At 45.6% G+C, this 19,594-nt stretch carries 13 protein-coding genes; 11 read left to right on the forward strand and 2 right to left on the reverse strand.

Features of this window, described 5'->3' with window-relative positions; genetic code table 11:
* Window positions 1–201: 201 nt before the first annotated feature.
* The 9 genes from C0033_RS17220 (at window position 202) to C0033_RS17260 (ending at window position 13,457) form a co-directional block, all read left to right on the forward strand.
* Window positions 202–936, forward strand: a complete 735-nt coding sequence (locus C0033_RS17220) for a basic amino acid ABC transporter substrate-binding protein (protein WP_103229139.1) — start codon at window positions 202–204, stop codon at window positions 934–936.
* Window positions 937–962: 26 nt separating this feature from the next.
* Complete coding sequence (locus C0033_RS17225) at window positions 963–1,655, forward strand: amino acid ABC transporter permease (RefSeq protein ID WP_103229140.1); 693 nt, start codon at window positions 963–965, stop codon at window positions 1,653–1,655.
* A gap of 1 nt (window position 1,656) precedes the next feature.
* Window positions 1,657–2,391: an amino acid ABC transporter ATP-binding protein gene (locus tag C0033_RS17230; RefSeq protein ID WP_103229206.1), complete on the forward strand. Its 735-nt coding sequence runs from the start codon at window positions 1,657–1,659 to the stop codon at window positions 2,389–2,391.
* 262 nt (window positions 2,392–2,653) lie between these two features.
* Window positions 2,654–3,292: a GyrI-like domain-containing protein gene (locus C0033_RS17235; protein WP_103229207.1), complete on the forward strand. Its 639-nt coding sequence runs from the start codon at window positions 2,654–2,656 to the stop codon at window positions 3,290–3,292.
* 377 nt (window positions 3,293–3,669) lie between these two features.
* A complete protein-coding gene (bilS, locus tag C0033_RS17240; protein WP_103229141.1) occupies window positions 3,670–4,206 on the forward strand; it encodes a flavodoxin family protein BilS in 537 nt (178 codons plus the stop codon).
* Window positions 4,187–6,019 (forward strand): ATP-dependent zinc metalloprotease FtsH, encoded by a 1,833-nt coding sequence (gene ftsH / locus C0033_RS17245; protein ID WP_103229142.1) that lies wholly within the window; start codon window positions 4,187–4,189, stop codon window positions 6,017–6,019. The genes bilS and ftsH overlap by 20 nt, the downstream gene beginning before the upstream one ends.
* Before the next feature lie 164 nt (window positions 6,020–6,183).
* Window positions 6,184–7,713, forward strand: a complete 1,530-nt coding sequence (locus tag C0033_RS17250) for a serine hydrolase domain-containing protein (protein ID WP_180994787.1) — start codon at window positions 6,184–6,186, stop codon at window positions 7,711–7,713.
* Between the two features lie 97 nt (window positions 7,714–7,810).
* The gene (locus C0033_RS17255) at window positions 7,811–9,976 is read left to right on the forward strand and encodes a sigma 54-interacting transcriptional regulator (RefSeq protein ID WP_103229144.1); all 2,166 of its coding nucleotides are present in this window, start codon (window positions 7,811–7,813) and stop codon (window positions 9,974–9,976) included.
* A gap of 145 nt (window positions 9,977–10,121) precedes the next feature.
* The gene (locus tag C0033_RS17260; protein WP_103229145.1) at window positions 10,122–13,457 is read left to right on the forward strand and encodes a CocE/NonD family hydrolase; all 3,336 of its coding nucleotides are present in this window, start codon (window positions 10,122–10,124) and stop codon (window positions 13,455–13,457) included.
* A gap of 366 nt (window positions 13,458–13,823) precedes the next feature.
* On the opposite strand, the gene C0033_RS17265 is transcribed toward C0033_RS17260, so the two are convergent.
* Both C0033_RS17265 and C0033_RS17270 read right to left on the reverse strand, forming a co-directional pair.
* On the reverse strand, window positions 13,824–14,861 hold the full coding sequence (locus tag C0033_RS17265; RefSeq protein ID WP_103229146.1) for an Rpn family recombination-promoting nuclease/putative transposase: 1,038 nt from the start codon (window positions 14,859–14,861) through the stop codon (window positions 13,824–13,826).
* A 665-nt stretch (window positions 14,862–15,526) separates the two neighbouring features.
* Window positions 15,527–16,351, reverse strand: coding sequence for an alpha/beta hydrolase family protein (locus C0033_RS17270; RefSeq protein ID WP_103229147.1), 825 nt, complete (start codon window positions 16,349–16,351; stop codon window positions 15,527–15,529).
* Window positions 16,352–16,668: 317 nt separating this feature from the next.
* Between C0033_RS17270 and C0033_RS17275 the strand changes: the two genes are divergently transcribed.
* Window positions 16,669–17,901, forward strand: a complete 1,233-nt coding sequence (locus tag C0033_RS17275) for a hypothetical protein (protein WP_103229148.1) — start codon at window positions 16,669–16,671, stop codon at window positions 17,899–17,901.
* Window positions 17,902–17,931: 30 nt separating this feature from the next.
* Window positions 17,932–19,365 (forward strand): RNA polymerase factor sigma-54, encoded by a 1,434-nt coding sequence (gene rpoN, locus C0033_RS17280; RefSeq protein ID WP_103229149.1) that lies wholly within the window; start codon window positions 17,932–17,934, stop codon window positions 19,363–19,365.
* The last annotated feature ends 229 nt before the right edge of the window (window positions 19,366–19,594 follow it).

The raw sequence follows: 19,594 nt of genomic DNA on the forward strand, positions 1-19,594 counted from the left end.
AGGCATATTTATTTTTATAGGAAAAGAGGTCGTCAAATTGCGACAATGGAAGATAAAATAGGAAGAAACACAGAAGTAAAGAAAGTTCCCACTTGATTAATTTATAAAATACTATATAATGTATACGAGACACATTTATAATTATGCATTTGTTCTGTATATTTAAGGAAGAGAACGGATGAAGTAAGAGGAGGATATGTTATGAAAAAGAAAATTTTCGCTTTCGCCATGGTGGTATGCATGGCAGCATCTATGGCAGCCTGCGGCAAGAAGGACAATAAGCTGGTTATGGCAACGAACGCAGAATTTCCGCCATATGAATATCATGAGGGAGACGAGATCGTAGGTATTGACGTTGAGATCGCAAAAGCCATCGCTTCTGAGATGGGCAAGGAATTTGAGATTTCCGATATGGCGTTTGACTCCATTATCCCGGCCGTACAGTCCGGCAAGGCTTCTTTTGGAGCAGCAGGTATGACTGTTACTCCGGAGCGTCAGGAAAATGTTGATTTCTCTGATCCATATGCAAAAGCAACCCAGGTTATCATCGTACAGGAAGGCAGCGAAGTAACAGGACCTGCTGACTTAACAGGAAAGAAGATCGGCGTTCAGCTTGGTACCACCGGTGATTTATATGCTACCGATGAGTTCGGCGATGACGGTGTAGACCGTTACAATAAAGGATTTGAAGCTGTTCAGGCACTTCAGCAGGGAAAAGTGGACGCGGTTATCATCGACGGCGAACCTGCAAAAGTATTTGTAAGCGAGAATGAGGGACTTGCAATTCTGGACGAGGCATATACGGAAGAAGAATATGCGATCGCAGTGAAAAAAGGCAATAAAGAGCTGGTGGACGGAATCAATGCGGCAATTGCCAAATTAAAAGAATCCGGCGAACTGCAGAAGATTGTGGATAAATACATTTCTGCTAATTAATAAATATCTGATAAAGGAAGTTTACCATGTGGGAAAATTTTAAACGGGCACTCTATCTCAATTTCATAGAAAAAGAGCGTTGGAGATACATTACCGACGGTTTAAAGGTTACATTGACGGTCACATTTTTTGCGGTACTGATCGGTATTGTACTGGGTTTTCTGATTGCTATGATCAGGTCTACCTATGAAAAGACCGGAAAACTCAAAATTCTGAACGTACTTTGCAGCATCTATCTGACCGTAATCCGTGGAACACCGGTTGTTGTGCAGCTGCTGATTATCTATTTCGTTATTTTCGGAAGCTTTAATATTAATAAAGTGATAGCGGCGGTGCTGGCATTCGGCATCAACTCGGGCGCTTATGTGGCGGAGATTTTCCGAAGCGGAATCATGTCCATAGACGCTGGGCAGTTTGAGGCGGGAAGAAGCCTTGGTTTTAATTATTCTCAGACCATGTGGTATATCATTATGCCTCAGGCATTTAAAAATGTTCTTCCGACCCTTGGAAATGAATTTATCGTACTTTTAAAAGAAACTTCAGTAGCCGGCTATATCGCCCTCCAGGATCTTACAAAAGGGGGAGATATTATCCGAAGCCGTACTTATAATGCATTTCTGCCCCTTATGGCAGTGGCGGTTATCTATCTGGTGATGGTAATGGTATTCAGCTACTTTGTAAAATGTCTGGAGAGGAGGTTGAGAAAGAGTGAGCGGTAATATGGAACAGCCTTTAATCCAGGTAAAAGTGTTAGGAAAGAGTTTTGGAAATATGGATGTATTAAAGGGAATTTCCGTGGACATCCATCAGGGCGACGTGGTATTTGTGGTGGGACCGTCCGGTTCCGGAAAGAGTACATTTCTTCGCTGCTTAAACCGTTTGGAAGAACCTACATCCGGCCATATATTTTTCGAAGGCGTGGATATTACGGATCCTAAAACGGACATTGATAAACACCGTCAGCGCATGGGAATGGTTTTCCAGCAGTTCAACCTGTTTCCCCATATGACGATTATGAAGAATCTTACGCTGGCTCCCATGAAGCTTCAGGGCGTGTCCCAAAAAGATGCAGAAGCTACGGCTTTACAGCTTTTGGAAAGAGTCGGCCTGGCCGACAGAGCCGAGGCATACCCGAACCAGCTTTCCGGCGGGCAGAAGCAGCGTATCGCTATCGTGCGCGCCCTTTGCATGAAGCCAGACGTGATGCTGTTCGACGAGCCTACCTCAGCTTTGGACCCGGAGATGGTAGGAGAGGTTCTGAATGTTATGAGGGACTTGGCGGAAGATAAGATGACCATGGTTGTGGTAACTCATGAGATGGGATTCGCAAGAGAAGTAGCGACCAGGGTTATGTTTATGGATGAAGGATATTTTATGGAAGAAAATAATCCTAAGGATTTCTTCGAGCATCCGCAGAATGAGCGGTTAAAGGGATTTTTAAGTAAAGTTTTATAGTTTGATAAGATCAGGAACCTTATGGAAACAGCGGGAGGCCGGGATAGAAGCTTGGCTGTTGGGACATGAGGGGCCTGATTTTTTTGTTGAATGGGAGGAGGAGAATATGGATGGGAGTGGAGTGATGGGGGATTTTTAAGATGACATGCTGATGTCATGTTTGGTATGGTATTTTTTACATAGATCATTTTACATCGATCGTGAAGGCATTTCGGAAAATGCCTTCACGCTTCATGTAAATAAAGTGGAAAGAAGGGTGAATATGGCAGTATATGATTTCAAAAAAGAGTTAAAAGAATTGTATGTTCCCAAAATACAGCCATCCGTGATAAACGTGCCTCCCGCACAGTTTGTGGCTGTACGGGGCAAGGGAAATCCAAATGAAGAAAACGGCAGTTATCAGAAAGCGGTAGGCATTCTCTATGCGGTTTCCTATACCATCAGAATGAGCGGTAAGAGCGGTCATGGAATCGAAGGCTTTTTTGAATATACGGTTCCTCCTTTGGAAGGCCTTTGGTGGATGGAGGATGAGAGCGTGACCATCGATTACCGAAATAAAGAGGGCTTTTGTTGGATTTCCATGATCCGTCTCCCTGATTTTGTGACAAATGATGTTTTTAACTGGGCGAAAGAGGAAGCGGCCGGAAAAAAGAAAATCGATACAAGCTCTGCAGAGCTGTTTCTGTTTAATGAAGGACTGTGCGTCCAGTCCATGCATCTGGGCAGTTACGATGATGAGCCGGCAACGGTTCGGGCTATGGATGATTTTTTAGAGCAGAATGGATACCGCAATGATCTTACCGGTGAACGGAGGCATCATGAGATCTATTTAAGCGATCCAAGGAAAACGGCTGCTGAGAAATTGAAAACAGTGATTAGGCATCCGATTGTAAAAATATAGAGGTTATTGTTCGTGTGGAGTTGGGATTTTCCTTTTTGGGGAAGGAGGTTCCGGCTCCTTTTATGGTCTTTTGGTTCGTGATGGATCTATCAGAATTACTGAGTTTTTTTCTATGATAAATTTCCGTGTTATTTCAATACTGTGACGTGGTTATTTATATTAAATCGTCAGGGCATTTTTTGAAATGCATTGGGCTTTAAAGTAAAACGTGAAGTCATTTTTCAAAATGCCTTCACCCCTTATGTTAAAATACGGGAAAGATACTTTTTAGAAATCTTAAAAGATTCTAAAGAGTGGTAAACAATTCGTATAAAGCCTTGATCTCTTAAAAGAATAGGTATATCTTTGTTTATATATCCTGAAAAGGAGGGATAATAATGGAATACCTGGTTGTTTATACTAGTATAACAGGCAACACGGAAAAGATTGCCATGGAGATATTCGAGACTCTTCCGGGAAAGTCAAAAGACATTCAGAGAGTGGAAGAAGTGGAGCATGATGAGGCTGATTTATACTTTGTCGGTTTCTGGAATAACAGGGGAACATGCAGCAGTGAGATCATGGATTTTTTGGGAACGCTTCATGGAAAGCAGATCGCATTATTCGGCACATGTGGGATGGGGCAGGATTCGGAATACTATAAAAGAACGGCCAATCAGGTGGCGGCTTTTATACCGGACGACAGCATTTATCTTGGCAGTTTCCTTTGTCCGGGCAAGATGCCGCCTCAAGTATTGGAGAAGTACAGGCGCATGCAGCGGATATCGGATACTCCGCAGATGAGAAAGATGATTAAAAACTATGAAGAAGCCATGCTTCATCCGGATCATGAAGATCTGATGAATGCAAAAAAGTTTGCAAATGAAATATTGCAGAAGAAGGGAAGTTATGAGTATGGGAATACAAGAGGATAAGAAACCGGGAAGTCCTAAAAAGCCCTGGATCTATTATTACACCATTGTTATGATTGTGACGCTGCTGCTGAATCTGCTGGTGGTGCCCTGGATGACGGAGCGGTCCATCGTACAGGTGGGATACAACGATTTCTTAAAAATGGTGAATAATAAGGAGATCACCTGGGTGGTCCGGGGCAATGACCAGATTACATTTGGCGCTGAAAATGAAAAGGGAAAAGAAGTTACCTATAAGACCGGTACATGGCCGGACGCAGAGCTGGTTCAGCGTCTGGAAAGCGCAGGCGTTAATTTTTACCAGGAAATTCCACAGAAGGCGTCTCCGTTTGTAAGCTTTATTATGACATGGATTATGCCGATTCTGATGTTTGTGATTATAGGACAGCTGATGGGCCGGATGATGCAGAAGCGGATGGGCGGCAGCAATGCCATGACCTTTGGAAAATCCAATGCGAAGATTTATGCGGAATCGGAAACAGGGAAGACCTTTGCGGATGTGGCCGGGGAAGAGGAGGCGAAGGAAGCCTTAAAGGAGATCGTGGATTTCCTGCATAATCCTCAGAAATACACGGATATCGGCGCTGTTCTTCCAAAAGGAGCTCTTCTTGTGGGCCCTCCGGGTACCGGTAAAACGCTGCTGGCAAAAGCGGTGGCAGGGGAAGCAAAAGTGCCGTTTTTCTCCATTTCCGGTTCTGAATTTGTAGAGATGTTTGTCGGTATGGGTGCCGCTAAGGTCAGAGACCTGTTTAAACAGGCCAATGAAAAAGCGCCTTGTATCGTATTTATCGATGAAATTGATACCATCGGCAAAAAGCGTGATGGAGCCGGTATGAGCGGCAATGATGAGAGAGAGCAGACTTTAAACCAGCTTTTAACCGAGATGGACGGTTTCGACGGACGAAAGGGCGTGGTGATCCTGGCGGCCACCAACCGGCCAGAATCCCTTGATAAAGCGCTGTTGAGACCGGGCCGTTTTGACCGGAGAATTCCTGTGGAACTGCCGGATCTGAAAGGGCGTGAGGCCATCCTGCGCGTTCACGGAAGAGATGTAAAGATGTCCGATGATGTGAATTATAACGGAGTTGCAAGAGCCACATCAGGAGCCAGCGGTGCGGAACTGGCCAATATTGTCAATGAAGCCGCATTAAGGGCCGTAAGAATGGGCAGAAAAGTGGTGAATCAGTCCGACTTGGAAGAAAGCGTGGAAACGGTTATAGCCGGATATCAGAGAAAGGACGCCATGGTTTCTGAAGAGGAGAAGAGGATTGTAGCTTATCATGAGGTGGGGCACGCTCTTGTGGCCGCCTGCCAGTCCCATTCGGCTCCGGTTCATAAAATCACTATTATACCGAGAACTTCTGGAGCGCTGGGATATACCATGCAGGTGGAAGCCGGAGAACGGTTCCTTATGAGTAAAACGGAAGCATTGAATAAGATCGCCACATTTACCGGCGGACGTGCGGCTGAGGAATTGATCTTCCATTCCATTACCACAGGAGCATCCAATGATATCGAACAGGCGACAAAGCTGGCGAGAGCTATGATCACCAGATATGGAATGAGCGATCAGTTCGGTATGGTGGCATTAGAGACTGTGGGCAACCAGTATCTAGGCGGTGATACGTCCTTAGCATGTTCCCCTGAAACCGCCAGAATTATTGATGAGGAAGTGGTACGGGTTGTGAAGGAGCAGTACGATCGTGCCATGGAAATCCTGAAAGAGAATGCGGCCAAGTTAAATGAACTGGCCGGATACCTGTTAGAGCAGGAAACTTTGACAGGGGAAGAATTTATGGAGATTTTGAACAGGTAAATAGAATAGATCGGATATGCAGCCGGCCCGGGAATGATTTTCAGATAATCATTCCCGGGCTTATGTTTTGCCCGGCATTCCTCCGTCACGTGTCACGTTTTATAAAATATTGGCTTGCTTTTTGCTATATATCAATTAAACAATCTATGGGATGGAGGAAAAATATGAAAGATATGATGCTGGTAAACGGCAGGATGCCGACGAGCACGCCGGAAGCTCAGGGAATTCCGTCCTGGGCGGTGAGCAATTTTTTTGAGCGGATGAAGCGGGAAGAGCTTGAACTGCACAGCATTCAGATTGTGAGAAACGGCAGTCTGGTTGTGGATGCGGTGGCGGCTCCTTATACAAAAAACAGCTTTCACCGGATATTTTCTGCGGCTAAAGGTGTTGTGGCTACCGGTATGATGTTTGCGGTTCAGGAAGGTTATTTTAATCTTGATGATCTGGTGGTGCCGAAACTTCCAAAAGAGTGGATTCCTGAGGATTTAGACGAGCGGTGGAACCGGCTTACCATATACCATTTGCTTACCATGAATACAGGACATGACTGTGATACGCTGTTTCAGATGTGGGGGAAAAGCGATTGCTGGATTAAGACGTTCTTTGAAGTGCGTCCGGCCTATGAGCCGGGGACGTATTTCCGGTATGATATGGGGGCGCAGTATGTGATGAATGAATTGATCCGTCTGGCTGTGGGAATGGATTTGGGAGAATATCTGACTCCGAGAGTATTTGAACCCTTGGGCATTGAATTTACTAATAATTACACGGAGCCGGAAGGGCTGTTTTTTTCTTCCACCATTCAATTCCACCCGGATGCACTGACAAAGCTGGCCCAGTTTTATCTGCAGAAAGGTTCCTGGGAAGGAAAACAGCTTTTGCGTGAGGACTTGGCGGTAATGGCAGGGATGCACCATTCTCCCAGCCATCATTACAATGATGCCAATTCGGGGCAGCCGGATTCCAATTCAGGCTATGGTTTTCATATGTGGAGAAACCGGGTGGGCGGTTTCCGTTTTTCCGGCGGACAGGGGCAGTTCGGTATCGTGCTGCCGGATCAGAATATGGCTGTGGGAATCATGGCTACAGAACATAAAAACCGCCGTATCCTGGATGTGTTTTTTGAAGAGATATTCCCTCACCTTTATCTGATGCCGAGGCAGGAAGATCCTCAAGCATATGAGACGATGACAAGGATGTGCGGGGAGCTGAATCTGGCTCCGGATACGGGGATATTTGAGGATACGGCGGCTCAAATGGTGCAGAACAGCAGATACAAGCTGGAAGAAAATGAAGTCGGACAACAGGAGATCGGCTTTGAATTTTTAGACGGTGAAGTGCGGATTCATTCTGTTTGGAGGAATAAAGAGACGGAGTTTCGCTGCGGCACAGACGGCCACTGGATCAAGAATCCGGGTGCGGGTTATCTGCTGAATAAAAATGACCCGGATCACATTGCGGATCTGGACCGGATTTTTTATTATGACGAATGGGAGACCATGCTGAGCGGAGGCTGGGAGAGCCCGGATACATTTGTATTTACGCTGCGGAGCGATTCCCTGCTCTGCGGTTATACATATAAATGCCGTTTCCTTGGCGATGAGATTGAGATATCCATACCGGATCATGCAGTTGTGCCGAGAAAAGAGGCTGACAAAACGGTAATGCATCAAATCACCGGAACCCGGATCTGATAAAGGAAGGTGAAATATTCATTTCAAATGAGAAATGAGTGTTTCACCTTTTTGCTCTTTCAGGAATGATGAGGGAATGAATGATTGATTTCATATCATGTTGACAGTGAAAAAAATCGCGTTTAAGATTAAATTAGATAAAAGAGGGGAACGGGGCGATAAGCGTATGACAAAATTATTATACATGCTGACTGAGGATTATCTGGAAGAGCCGATTTATAAAATAGCGGAAGAAATAGGAATGGAAGTAATTCCCTTCCGTATTGCCAGAGATGCGGCCAACGAAGAAATAAAGGCCTATGTCAGCCAGTGGGAAGATATGGGAGTTGATATTATCCTGTGCCGGGGAAGCTGGGCCAGCCGGATCAGTGAAATGGCAAAAAGGGCCTATGTGATGCCCGTGAAATTCTCTTTTGAAACAACAATTGCAATCCTCTGCGGCTATAAGAAGAATAATCCCGGATTTTTCGGTGTGGAACGGAAAAAAGTGCTGCTCATTTCCAGTTACAAACTGCCTCTGAATATGGAAATTCTGGATGAATTGTTTAATGCGGAATTTGTAAATGTGTGTTTTAAAGGCCGGGAAGTGAGTGATGACATGATCAAACTGGCCCGTGGATTTGATCTGGTGATCTGCGGAAATAGGCATAATGCGGTGATGAAGAGGCTGGGAATCAATTCTTACTATCAGGTGAATCCCGAAATCCAAACTCTGCATGATAATTTTATGATGGCGGATGTCCTGGCCCAGTCCAGAAAGCAGCTTCAGGAGAAGAATGATGAGATACAAAACATTCTGGACAACAGCTTTAATGCGGTTATTTCCATGGACCGGGATGGAATCATACGGCAGGGCAACGGACAGTTAAAACGGTATTTTAAGCGGGATTTAAACGATATTATCGGGAAAAGCATTTATGAGTTCATACCCAGCCTGGAGCCCGGTTTGGTGCAGAAGGTAGTGGATACAGCCACCGGATTTTACGGGGAACTGGTGGAGTTTGACAACCGTATATTAGTTATGAACAGTTTTCCCATTTATACCAAGGGATCGGTCAGCGGCGCGGCCCTCCATTTTGAAGAGCTGAGGCAGATCGAGCGGGTGGAACAGAAGATCAAAGCCGAATTTTATAACAGGGGCCTAGTGGCCAAATATAACTTTGACGATATTATCGGTCAGTCTGAGAAAATGGAGCTGGCCAAATCTTATGCCAAAGAATTCGCCAAACACAGTTCCAATGTGCTGATCTATGGGGAGAGCGGAACGGGAAAAGAGTTATTTGCGCAGAGCATCCATAATCAGAGTTCCAGGAAAAACGGGCCGTTTGTGGCGGTCAACTGCGGAGCGCTTCCCAATAATCTGCTGGAAAGCGAGCTGTTCGGATATGTGGGCGGAGCGTTCACCGGAGCGGCTAAGAATGGAAAGAAAGGTTTGTTGGAATTAGCCCATAAAGGGACTATTTTTCTGGATGAGATATCGGAAATGGATCTCATGGGGCAGATCAGGCTTTTAAGGGTGCTGGAGGAACGCGTTATCTCCAGAATCGGGGACGACAGGGTGATTCCGGTGGACGTGAGGATTGTGGCAGCTTCCAATAAAAATTTGAAGAAACTGGTGGAAGAGGGGAAATTCCGGGTGGATCTGTACTACCGGCTGAATGTGCTTATGCTGAAAATCCCGCCGCTCAGGGAGAGAGAAGGCGATATTAAAATATTGACGGATCATTTTATCCAGCATTTTGGAGAACTGAACAAGAAGCAGATTGAGCTGAGCCGGGAAGCGATGGAGGTGATGGACCGATATCCGTGGCGGGGAAATGTAAGGCAGCTTCGAAATTTCTGCGAGCGTCTGGTCATCATCTCCAACAAACGGACCGTGGATAGGGAATTTGTTATACAGCAGTTAAATGACAGTTATTTCGAGGTGATCGAAGCCGATTTTGGACAAGCAGATGGGGAAGCGGACAAAAGTGCGGACAAAAATGCGGGGAGAAAAGCGGATATGGCAGCAGCCGCAGAAACAGCGGTTCACAGTGCTTTAAAGGAACCGGAAAAAAGACCGTCCGCTCTCGGGTCATCCGGTGACAGCGAAGAAAAGCAGCGCCTATTAGAAGCCCTGAACCAGGCGAAGGGAAATCGGGAACAGGCAGCCAAACTGATGGGAATCAGCAAAACTAGCTTATGGAGACGGATGAAAAAATTCGGGATAGAAGAACAATATTATTTCAATCCACATTCTGAACCCATATATCGTTCAAAATGACATGGCAGCTTTGCTGCCTTTTATCCGGTGCCGGATAGTCTTGACCTCATGTTAGTGGGGGAATCCTTATTTTGTTAAAATATTGGAACGTTTCTTGCTTGTAATAATAACAGGAAAATAATTGAAATGAGAAGGGGGACCTGTTATGCAAAGAAACACATTGCCGGGCCAATACACAGGATTTGGAGAACCAGTATATCCATCCTATCAGAAACGTTCCTTATATGTACCCGGTTTTGATGATACGAGACTGGCTGTCGACATCATACGGCCTGTAAACGAAGACGGTACACTGGCGCCGGGGCCATTTCCGGCTATCCTGCTGATTTCCAGAGGCGGAAGATTTGGAGATATTACGGATGCCAGCGGACCGGATATCATCCATCACTGCGTACCTTACGGATATGTGGGAGTAGTGGCAGAGATGCGGGGCTGCGGCGCATCCTACGGAACCAATGACAGTTTTTGCAGCATTGACAACAGACAGGATGTTACCTGCATTCTGAATTGGATTGAGGCCCAGGAATGGAGCAATGGGAAAGTTGCTACCTACGGGGGATCGAACCGCGGGTTGATTCAGTTCGCTTCAGCGGTAGCAAAACCGGCCCCGGGGAATGCTCTGAAGGCCATTACTCCGGTGGTTGCAAATCCCGATTTTTATTATCAGGATTATCCTAACGGGGTCTCTGCCCTTCCGCGCAGAAGAACCCAGTCGGGAAGCCGGGTTCCGAAAGAAAAACTGTCTAAGGAAGAACTGTTAAAAATTGTGGTTCCGGTAGATGACGACCCGGACGGAACCATGGCGTATGAGGCATATGAGAGCGGACAATACGGTAAAAATCATGCATTTATGGGCTGGCTGCTTTTGGAAGATATGTGCAGGGATGACCCCAATCCCAATCTGAACGGGGAACTCACCAACCTGACCATCCCGCCGGACACGGACCTGGACGTATTTAAAAACAGCGAAATCAAGGTGCATCAGTTTGCAGGATTTATAGAATCGGGCGCTTTTGGGCAGATGATGGCAGCGAAAGAATGGGGCGGAAGCATTATCATAGGGCCTTGGGACCACCGGGAAAGCAGGCGGGGCACCAAGGGATTTCCGGAAGGGGAATTTGACTTTAAATCAGAGCATTTAAAATGGTTTGATGCGGTATTAAAGGACAAAGACAACGGGTATTTCCAGAAACCGCCGTTCATCTATTATACCCAGCAGGCGAACCCGGGGGAATACTGGAGGTGCAGCGATACGTGGCCTCTGGAAACGGTAAGGCCGATGACGCTCTATCTGTCGGGAAAAAAATCGGGCAGCATAGCGTCTGTCAATGACGGCAGCCTGGTTCAGCATAAACCGGAGGAAACCGTCTGCGCGGAGTATCAGGTTGATACCTCCATTCAGGTTTTTGACAATGGAGACGGCGGCACCATGGACCGGATGCATCTGACCTGGGACGGGGATATGGCGGAAGGCGTGGACAAAAAAGGGCTGACGTTTACCAGCGCTCCTCTTTTTAAGATGTATGAAAATGAGATGACAGGTGAGACCAGCGTGGATTTATGGGTCACATGTACCCAAAAGGATGTTGATTTCATCGTCTATTTGGAAGAAGTGATGCCGGACGGGACCTCCAAATACGTGTCATTTGGCTGTCAAAGGGCTTCCCACAGAACCAGCGTGCCAAGGAAAGCGTGGAATGAGTGCGGAGCTTATTACCATCCTTGTATGCGGGCGGATATGGAAGCCTGTTTAGAGGAAGGAATGGATAATCCGGTGCATCTGCAGTTTCATATAGAACCTGTTTCTTATGTATTCCAAAAGGGAAGCAGGATCAGGATTACCATTACCTGTGCCAACGACCAGTGTTTCCAGCACAACATGTACGACCCGGAAAATCTGCCTGAGATCAGGCTGTATCAGGGGGGAGAGCTGGCTTCCTTTGTGCGGATACCATTTATAGAGCATACGGAAAATGTTTATAACGGCATTGTGGAGATGGGAGACTATGAAGGCCCCGGATCCTTGTACTTTTTTAAGGAGCATACCTATCTTTACTGCGACGGCATTTGGCATAAGTTCCGGTCAGATTCCTTTGAAATGGAGTATGAGATGAAGGATGGGGCCGCCTGTTTTAAAGCCGGGTTCCGCTTCCGGCAGGAAGGGTATCCGGTGATGGACGGCATTCTCCAGGATTACCGGGGTGGAGATAAAGGGAATTTCCTGTTTCCGGCAAAACGCAGCCTGTATCTGGACCGGGTTCCGGTGAGCGTCAGGGAAGATATCCTGTTTGTTCCGGATTCCAAGACACTGTATATGGAAGTGTTCCGTTCGATGGACGGCAGTAATCAAGCCCCCTGCATTGTGTACATACACGGATACAGCGCCACTCCTTCCATGATACGCCCGCAGATAATGGATTTCATCAAAAATGGCTACACGGTGGTGAGCATTGACCTGCGGCCATATCCGCCGAACTGTTTTCCGGATTATATCTACGATATAAAGGCGAATATCCGGTATATCCGTGCCCACGCAAAAGAACTCGGAATTGATCCGGACCGGATTGGATGCTATGGTCAGTCTTTGGGCGGAAATTCGGCTCTCATGCTGGCGGCATCAGGATCGGTTAAAGAGCTGGAAGGGAATGTAGGCGGAAACGAAGGCATTTCCAGCCGTGTACAAGCGGCGGCAGTGGGATTTGGCTGGTCGGATCTGCTCTATATGGGAAAAGATCTGCTGGATGAATATTCCCATGCCGGCGAAGAATTAAAGCTTCAGAAATTTAAAAATACGGACGGCCCATTTTCCCCCTTAGCTCAAGTGATCGGATTTGCAGGGGAAGGAAAAGGGGTTAAAGTGCTCAGGGATTATATGGAGAGCGGTAAAGAGGGCTCAGATCCGGAAATGGATGAAATGCTTAATCGTGCCAGAGCAGCCAGCCCGGTCAATTACATCGGCCCGGATTGTCCTCCCATGGTTTTATACGCCGGCCTGGGCATGACCCGTGTGGATATTCCCAACCGACAGACTTACAGAACATTCGAACAATGCAACCGGTATGGCGCGGACTGCTTTATGTTCAGCAATACAAACGGTGAATACGGAATGAAGCCTGAGATAACAACTGCAATACGGTTCTTTTTTGACCGGCATCTAAAAAATGGACCGGTGGTGAAAAAGAGCGTGATGGTTCCGGGAAGTTCCAGCATTGTGGAAGATTATAAAGACCGGATGATGGAATACCCTCCGGCAGTGAAAACAGATCAGAATCAGATTTTGGTTTCGGTGGATTATGTGAAAGAAAGATTTCAAATGGAAATTTCCGGTGAAATGGAGATAAACGGACATATCTACGTCGGGCCGGACCGGCTCGTTGGGACAGGAATCGGTATGGAATACTATCCGGATAAGAATATGGCAGTGCTGGCGCCGATAAGCGCCTTACAGGAAAAGACGGCGCCAAGCAGAGAAGGAAAATAAAAAATATGGTGAATTGAAAAGGCGGTACGTGCCATTATGGGGGGCTTTCTTGGCTTTGGGTGCGGGGCTGTGCCGGAGGGTTAATATCCCGTGTCCGCTGGGCTTCCTACTCGCCATAAAAATGAACGTGACTGTCGGACACAAAATGCATGTGTTCGTCAGTCACGTTCATTTTTACGGTTCGTATTCAGATGGCGGTACACTGGGATATTAACCCTCCGGCACAGCCCCGCACCCAAAGCCAAGAAAGAACCTTATGGGGCAGCGTATTGCCTTTTCTTGTGGGAGGATTAAAAGAGGAGGGAAGCTGCCGCTGATAAGGAGAAAACGTTGATCCGCGCTTATCAGATGAATGGGTATATAAGATCACTCGGATATTTTGCTTTCAAATTCATCAATGGTCTCCGCTTTGGCAGCCAGCTTTAGCCAATATTTCAAAACACTCATATCCGTTTCATCAGTAATCCGCGAAGCCAGTTCTTCCGGAAGTTCACCAAGTTCCTGTAAAAGATCAACTACACATGTCCGTATTCCCTCTATCTTGCCTTCTATCTTACCCTCTTCCCGGCTCACCTTCCTGGTTTCCTGCACATCATATGCCTCAAAACTGTCAAATAACATACTGATCCGCCTTTCTTTAATCATATCAGTGAATTCGGCTACTTCGTTCTTAGGTACATTCAGTCGGTGCAGAAATGCTGCTACAATTGCGCTGATCAGATTCAATAGATAATCTGGAGTATGAGTCTCCAAATGATCAAAATACTTTGGAGGAATCTCCTGTAGATCTTTAAAATCGTTTGAATTGCGCAATTTATTTATCAGCATGATTAAGGACAGTTCATCGCCGAAATCAATGATTTCTTTATTGGTGTAATCATGTAACCGTACCACTTTATATGCAAAATCAGGGATAAATTCTCTAAAGATATCTGAAAGATAAATCCTCTCGGAGAGCCTCTTGGATGCTGTCCACTCGCCGGTCCCCTCATAGTATACAATGGGCAGGATGGGAGGGTACTTAAAATTTTTGGTTTTTGTTATTCCTTTAGAAAGCTTCTCCATCTCTTTTTCATAATCATTCCAGATCATTACCATATAACGAAGGAGTTTCATGCACATTTCAAATGACACTAATGATTGATGTTCGATCAGAGCGATAAAATACAACATGCTTCCATCCCCAAGTTCAATCTTATTCACCGTATCCGAATTGCGTTCTTCGTCCCACAGGGACACAAAACGTTCGGATATATTCGTAATCTGTTCTGGTGTAATGTTCTTTAAAATATCCAGATTCACATAATCCCGTAAAAATTCTGCGCATAAGATGGGATCTTCGAACACCGCTTTGGCTCCTTGGTCATGGATTTCCCTGATTGTACTGTTTTTCTTTTCTTTCATATCCTTTTCCTTTCATTGTGAACGATAAGATATAAAAGAAATCTTCCTGTTACATCCATTATATCAGAAATGAGCAGGATAATACAATTGAATTCTTCTATGTCTTACCGAATTTACAGTATCTGATGTTACAATTCACGGCTCCGGGAACCTCTGCTGTCCGGCCTTGTACCGGTAGTTTATACGGCCCTTCCAGTTCCGGTTTCGGGCATAAGCGCTTCTAAACGTGCAGAACCTTTCTAAAAACCAAGGGAAATGCCCAAACTCGCTGACGCTCAAACAGGTGGACATTTCCCTTGAACGAAAAATTCTGCGCATTAAGAATTGCTAATGCCCTGCAAAGTCACAGGAAAGGCCGTATAAACTGCCGGTACAAGGCCGGACAGCAGAGGTTCCCGGAGCCGTGAAGAGTAACTATCTGAGTACACTTTTTACTTCATAAATAAAATGGGATTTATAGCAGGATTCTGCCGATGGATTCCGGGCGTAATTAGAATTAACGTCCGGGAATTTGTATAGTAAGTATATCAATTTATAAAAGAAAAAACAACTGTTTCTGTTACGCAATTAGGGACTGTGAAGGAACTAAAGTTACACTTCACAGTCCTTTGGAAATGACACGCTATTTTCAAATTATCGAGGTTGTAGTACTCCTCAGGAAGAGGTCAAATAAGTTTAACCGGATCATCAACCTCGAACAATTCATCCAAAGTCAGCTTTAGTATCTTATTGGCAAAATAATAATCGTGAATTCCAGGCTGGGTTATAAATTTATTTTTAAGCCCCAGGCTGTCCAGGTATTCATGGAATTCCGTACATAATGGCAGACCGTAATCCTCGGTTCCGCAGGCCGTGAAGATCATGGGAGGCTCTGCATTTGACTGAGCAAGCTGTTTTGCCAGCCAGATCAGATCATTTTCACTTCCCTTTACCTCTTCTTTGGGGCCGAAGGCCGCATCGATCACGTTGAAGCTGGCCTTAATTCCCCGCTGTTCTGCTAATTCTCTCATTTTTACCTGGTCCTTGGCGCCTGAGATGGACATAACTGCGGCGAATTTATCAGGGCAGCGCAGAGCGGCTTTCATGGCCCCGTGGGCTCCCATGGAAAAGCCCATGATGAAGTTGTCCTTCCTCAATGGGGATGAGGGAAAAAGGGTCTGAATAAGTCTTGGGATTTCTTCGGTCAGATAAGTAAAATACGGCCTTCCATATTTCATATCACAATAAAATGTCTCCGGAGCGTCAATGGATACGGACATCATATTCTTTTCATTTAGGAATAATTCTAACTGAGTGTTTCTGTACCAGGTTGTAGAATCTCCGGATCCGCCGTGGCAGAGATAGAGGGTGGGGAACTTACGCCCTGGTTTATAGATTTCATCCAGACTTTTTCCGCGGAGAGGGCCTCTGCCGATATCGGGAAGGGTGATGGTGATTCTGGTTGCACAGTTTAAGACGGCTGAATAATAGTCATAATGGATCACTCCCATTTTAATAACCTCCTTCTGATTTGCTGCTGTTCACAGCTGGTTTTTTCTTTTATCTACTTCTAAACAATTCAAAGCAATAATGGTGCCAATATTTACCGTTCCCGGATGTAAACGGGTATCAATGATAATTGTTGGCACGCTTTTTGCTTGTTTAAATAGTGAATTGTAAAATACATAATATATAAAGTGAACCCTGAGACGATAGAATTCAGGCACCGGAGCGAAACGCCCGGTATACCGGCGTTCCTACATAAGCCCATGTCTGCGCTGCTGCCATGGGCCCAGGTAAAGTCAGCGGCGCAGAAATGGAGCGGCATATGAAATTGATAGGAATAAAAGATACGAAATCACCTTATACAGGAAGAAATTACTGCTTTATACAGAGAGTAATGATCGTTTCACCGGGCAGCAAAAAGGTGATGTTAAACCAATACACCCATACTTTGAGCCGTCAGACGGTGGAGGATGACGGGGATATTTATATGGCTCTTCCTGATCTTGTAAAGATATTCAGCCCGGATTGGAAAATGTCCGGTACCGGCACTGTTGAGTGCGGAGGCATTAAAATACAGTTTGAAGCCAATTACCGGAATGTGGACTGCGGTGAAGAGATGATCATGTTAAAGCGGGTTCCTTTTGAAAAGGACGAATGGCTTTATATACCGGTTGCTGAAACCATGGAAAAGATATTCGGAAGATATGTGTACCGCATCGGGAAATATATAGGAATCTGTGACAGGGAAGAGGACAGCGCATTGAAATTCGACGGCCCGTCCAGCCAGGATTTTACGGAACGCAGGCTTGATTTCCGGTTTAATAAGACCATCGGGGATATCTATGACACGGTATGGATGCCGGAGGCCAACAGGCTTAATGTGTACCGCATGTATATACCGTCTTCTTACGATGGAACGAAGCCGTTTAAATTGCTGCTCTGCCTTCACGGAGGCAATGGAAATTCCGATACGGTGTTTATCAGAAGCGGTCAAAAGCTCCAGTATTATGCGGAAAAATTCGGTTATATCCTGCTGGCTCCCAATTCCTTTGTGCATGGAAGCAATTACGGAGGGGTGATCCCGCCTGTCCACATGTTTCCCGAGCCGGAGGTAAAGACGGATCAGCCCCAGTTCTATCCGGCTCAGGTAGTACGGGAAAACAGGGTGGCTCAAAATTATTTGAAACAGGTTTTGGACATAGTGCTTGAAAAATGGAATATTGACAGGTATCATATATTTGTAATGGGCAACTCCATGGGGAGCGTGGGTACATTTCATGTGCTTTCCCAATGGCCCTGGCTGTTTCGGGCAGGCGTTCCTACGGGAGCCATGCCGCTTACGGAATATCTGGATGTGGAAGCTTTGAAGAAATCACCTATTTATTTTCTGGTTGGGACAGAGGATTCCAATGATCCGGAGGACATGAGGCGGAGGTATTTGGAATTAAAAGAACAGGGGATTGACATCCGATTTCAGATGATAGGAGGCGGATATCACTCGGACGCCTGGGTGCAGGAGCTGGAAAGCATCTTTGCATTTTTTGAAGAATTTTGATTGCAGGCTTGATAACACAAAAGAAACGGGATGATGGAAATGTTAGAACTGGGTTACCAGCAGTCGTTGGAACAAAAACAGGTTTTATCGCAGAAAATGATCCAATCCGCTGAAATCCTTCAGATGGATGTGCAGGAACTGGAAGAATATATTCAAAAACAGGCCCTTGAAAATCCTTTGATCGATTTGGAAGAGATGGAAAAGGGGATTTCCGGTTTTTTATATGGAAATGAGAAAAATGAAACCAATGAAAATGAAGATTTAAAGAGGAAATTGGAATGGCTGAATCATGCGGACGAACAGAACCGGCTGTATTATGCCCAGGAGTATGAGGAGTCGGAGGAGAAGACGCCGTGGAATTTCGCAATGGAAGAAAACAGTTTGGAAGATTATCTGATGAGCCAGCTGATTATGATAGCTGATACGGAGGAAGACAGGAAATTCCTGGAATTTCTGGTCTGTTCCCTGGATTCCAAGGGATATCTGAAAGAGGATACTTGGGCGCTGGCCCAGGGTCTGAAGATCAGTCACAGCCGCCTTATGCAGTATATAAAGATTCTTCAGTCGGTGGAACCGGCCGGTGTCGGAGCTCAGAATGCCGGCCAGTGCCTGATGATCCAGTTAGAGCGGATGAGGGACGGAGGTTTGATCGAAGAGGAACTGTTCGGTCAGGTTTCCAAGCTGGTGGAACAGCATCTGGAAGATCTGGGAAAACACCGTTTTGTCCAGGTGGCGGAACAGATGGGGATTACGGTGGAACAGGTGGATCTCTGTTACCGGATGATACAGAAGCTGAATCCCATACCGGGCAACAGTTTCAGTTCCAGAGAGAAGCTGCGGTATATAAAACCGGATGTCACAGTGGTTAAATTTGAGGATTATTTTGAGATTCTGGTAAATGACTTGAACACTCCGAGAATTACATTTAACCGGTATTATCTGAGGATGATGAATCAGGATTCCTCCCGGGAAGTCCAGGAATACATAAAGAATAAGTATCATCAGGCCCAGTGGATGCAGCACTGTGTGGAAGAGAGGGGAAATACCCTTAGGAAGGTGACGAGAGAAATTGTTGCCATTCAACATGAATTTTTTGAGAATCCGAACGGAAAACGGGTGCCTATGAACCTTTTGACGATTGCAGACCGTTTGGAGATCCATGAGTCCACAGTGAGCAGGGCGATCCGCAATAAATTCCTGCAGTGCTCCAGGGGAGTGTTCCCGATTAACTATTTCTTTGTGAAGGGAGTGGCGGGCGCTTCCGAAAGCCCTGTTACGCCGGAAGATGTGAAACAGAAGATCATGGAAGTGATTGAACAGGAGAATAAACGGAAGCCTTTAAGCGACCAGAAGATATCGGATCAGTTAAAGGCAGCAGGAATTGAAATATCAAGGCGGACAATCGCCAAGTATAGAGGGGAATTGATGATAGCCGACGCTTCAGGGAGAAAGGAATTTGTGTAGGATCAGTTTAGAAATGAAGGTACGCATCGGGAGAGAAGAATATAGTACCAGAAAGGGAAGGATAGAAAAGACCTGCAATAGGTCTTTTTTATTTTGCGTAAAATCCGCTTAATGAAATGAGTATTTCATCGTTTGAAATGTGAAATATTCATTTCAATAGACCGTGTTTGGAAAAATGAAGTCTTTTAGGTAAAAGAGATTAAATATTAAAACACTTTATTGCAAAAAT

The sequence above is a fragment of the Clostridium sp. chh4-2 genome (genome assembly GCF_002899675.1).
In the GTDB taxonomy this organism is placed as follows: domain Bacteria; phylum Bacillota; class Clostridia; order Lachnospirales; family Lachnospiraceae; genus CHH4-2.

Excerpts from the sequence above, each read along its gene's own strand:
- rpoN (WP_103229149.1), top strand. The coding sequence starts at position 17,932 with ATGATGGAAATGTTAGAACTGGGTTACCAGCAGTCGTTGGAACAAAAA.
- C0033_RS17250 (WP_180994787.1), top strand. The coding sequence starts at position 6,184 with ATGAAAGATATGATGCTGGTAAACGGCAGGATGCCGACGAGCACGCCG.
- C0033_RS17255 (WP_103229144.1), top strand. The coding sequence starts at position 7,811 with ATGTTGACAGTGAAAAAAATCGCGTTTAAGATTAAATTAGATAAAAGA.
- C0033_RS17230 (WP_103229206.1), top strand. The coding sequence starts at position 1,657 with ATGGAACAGCCTTTAATCCAGGTAAAAGTGTTAGGAAAGAGTTTTGGA.
- C0033_RS17260 (WP_103229145.1), top strand. The coding sequence starts at position 10,122 with ATGCAAAGAAACACATTGCCGGGCCAATACACAGGATTTGGAGAACCA.
- C0033_RS17275 (WP_103229148.1), top strand. The coding sequence starts at position 16,669 with ATGAAATTGATAGGAATAAAAGATACGAAATCACCTTATACAGGAAGA.
- C0033_RS17225 (WP_103229140.1), top strand. The coding sequence starts at position 963 with ATGTGGGAAAATTTTAAACGGGCACTCTATCTCAATTTCATAGAAAAA.
- C0033_RS17265 (WP_103229146.1), bottom strand. The coding sequence starts at position 14,861 with ATGAAAGAAAAGAAAAACAGTACAATCAGGGAAATCCATGACCAAGGA.
- bilS (WP_103229141.1), top strand. The coding sequence starts at position 3,670 with ATGGAATACCTGGTTGTTTATACTAGTATAACAGGCAACACGGAAAAG.
- C0033_RS17235 (WP_103229207.1), top strand. The coding sequence starts at position 2,654 with ATGGCAGTATATGATTTCAAAAAAGAGTTAAAAGAATTGTATGTTCCC.
- C0033_RS17270 (WP_103229147.1), bottom strand. The coding sequence starts at position 16,351 with ATGGGAGTGATCCATTATGACTATTATTCAGCCGTCTTAAACTGTGCA.
- ftsH (WP_103229142.1), top strand. The coding sequence starts at position 4,187 with ATGGGAATACAAGAGGATAAGAAACCGGGAAGTCCTAAAAAGCCCTGG.
- C0033_RS17220 (WP_103229139.1), top strand. The coding sequence starts at position 202 with ATGAAAAAGAAAATTTTCGCTTTCGCCATGGTGGTATGCATGGCAGCA.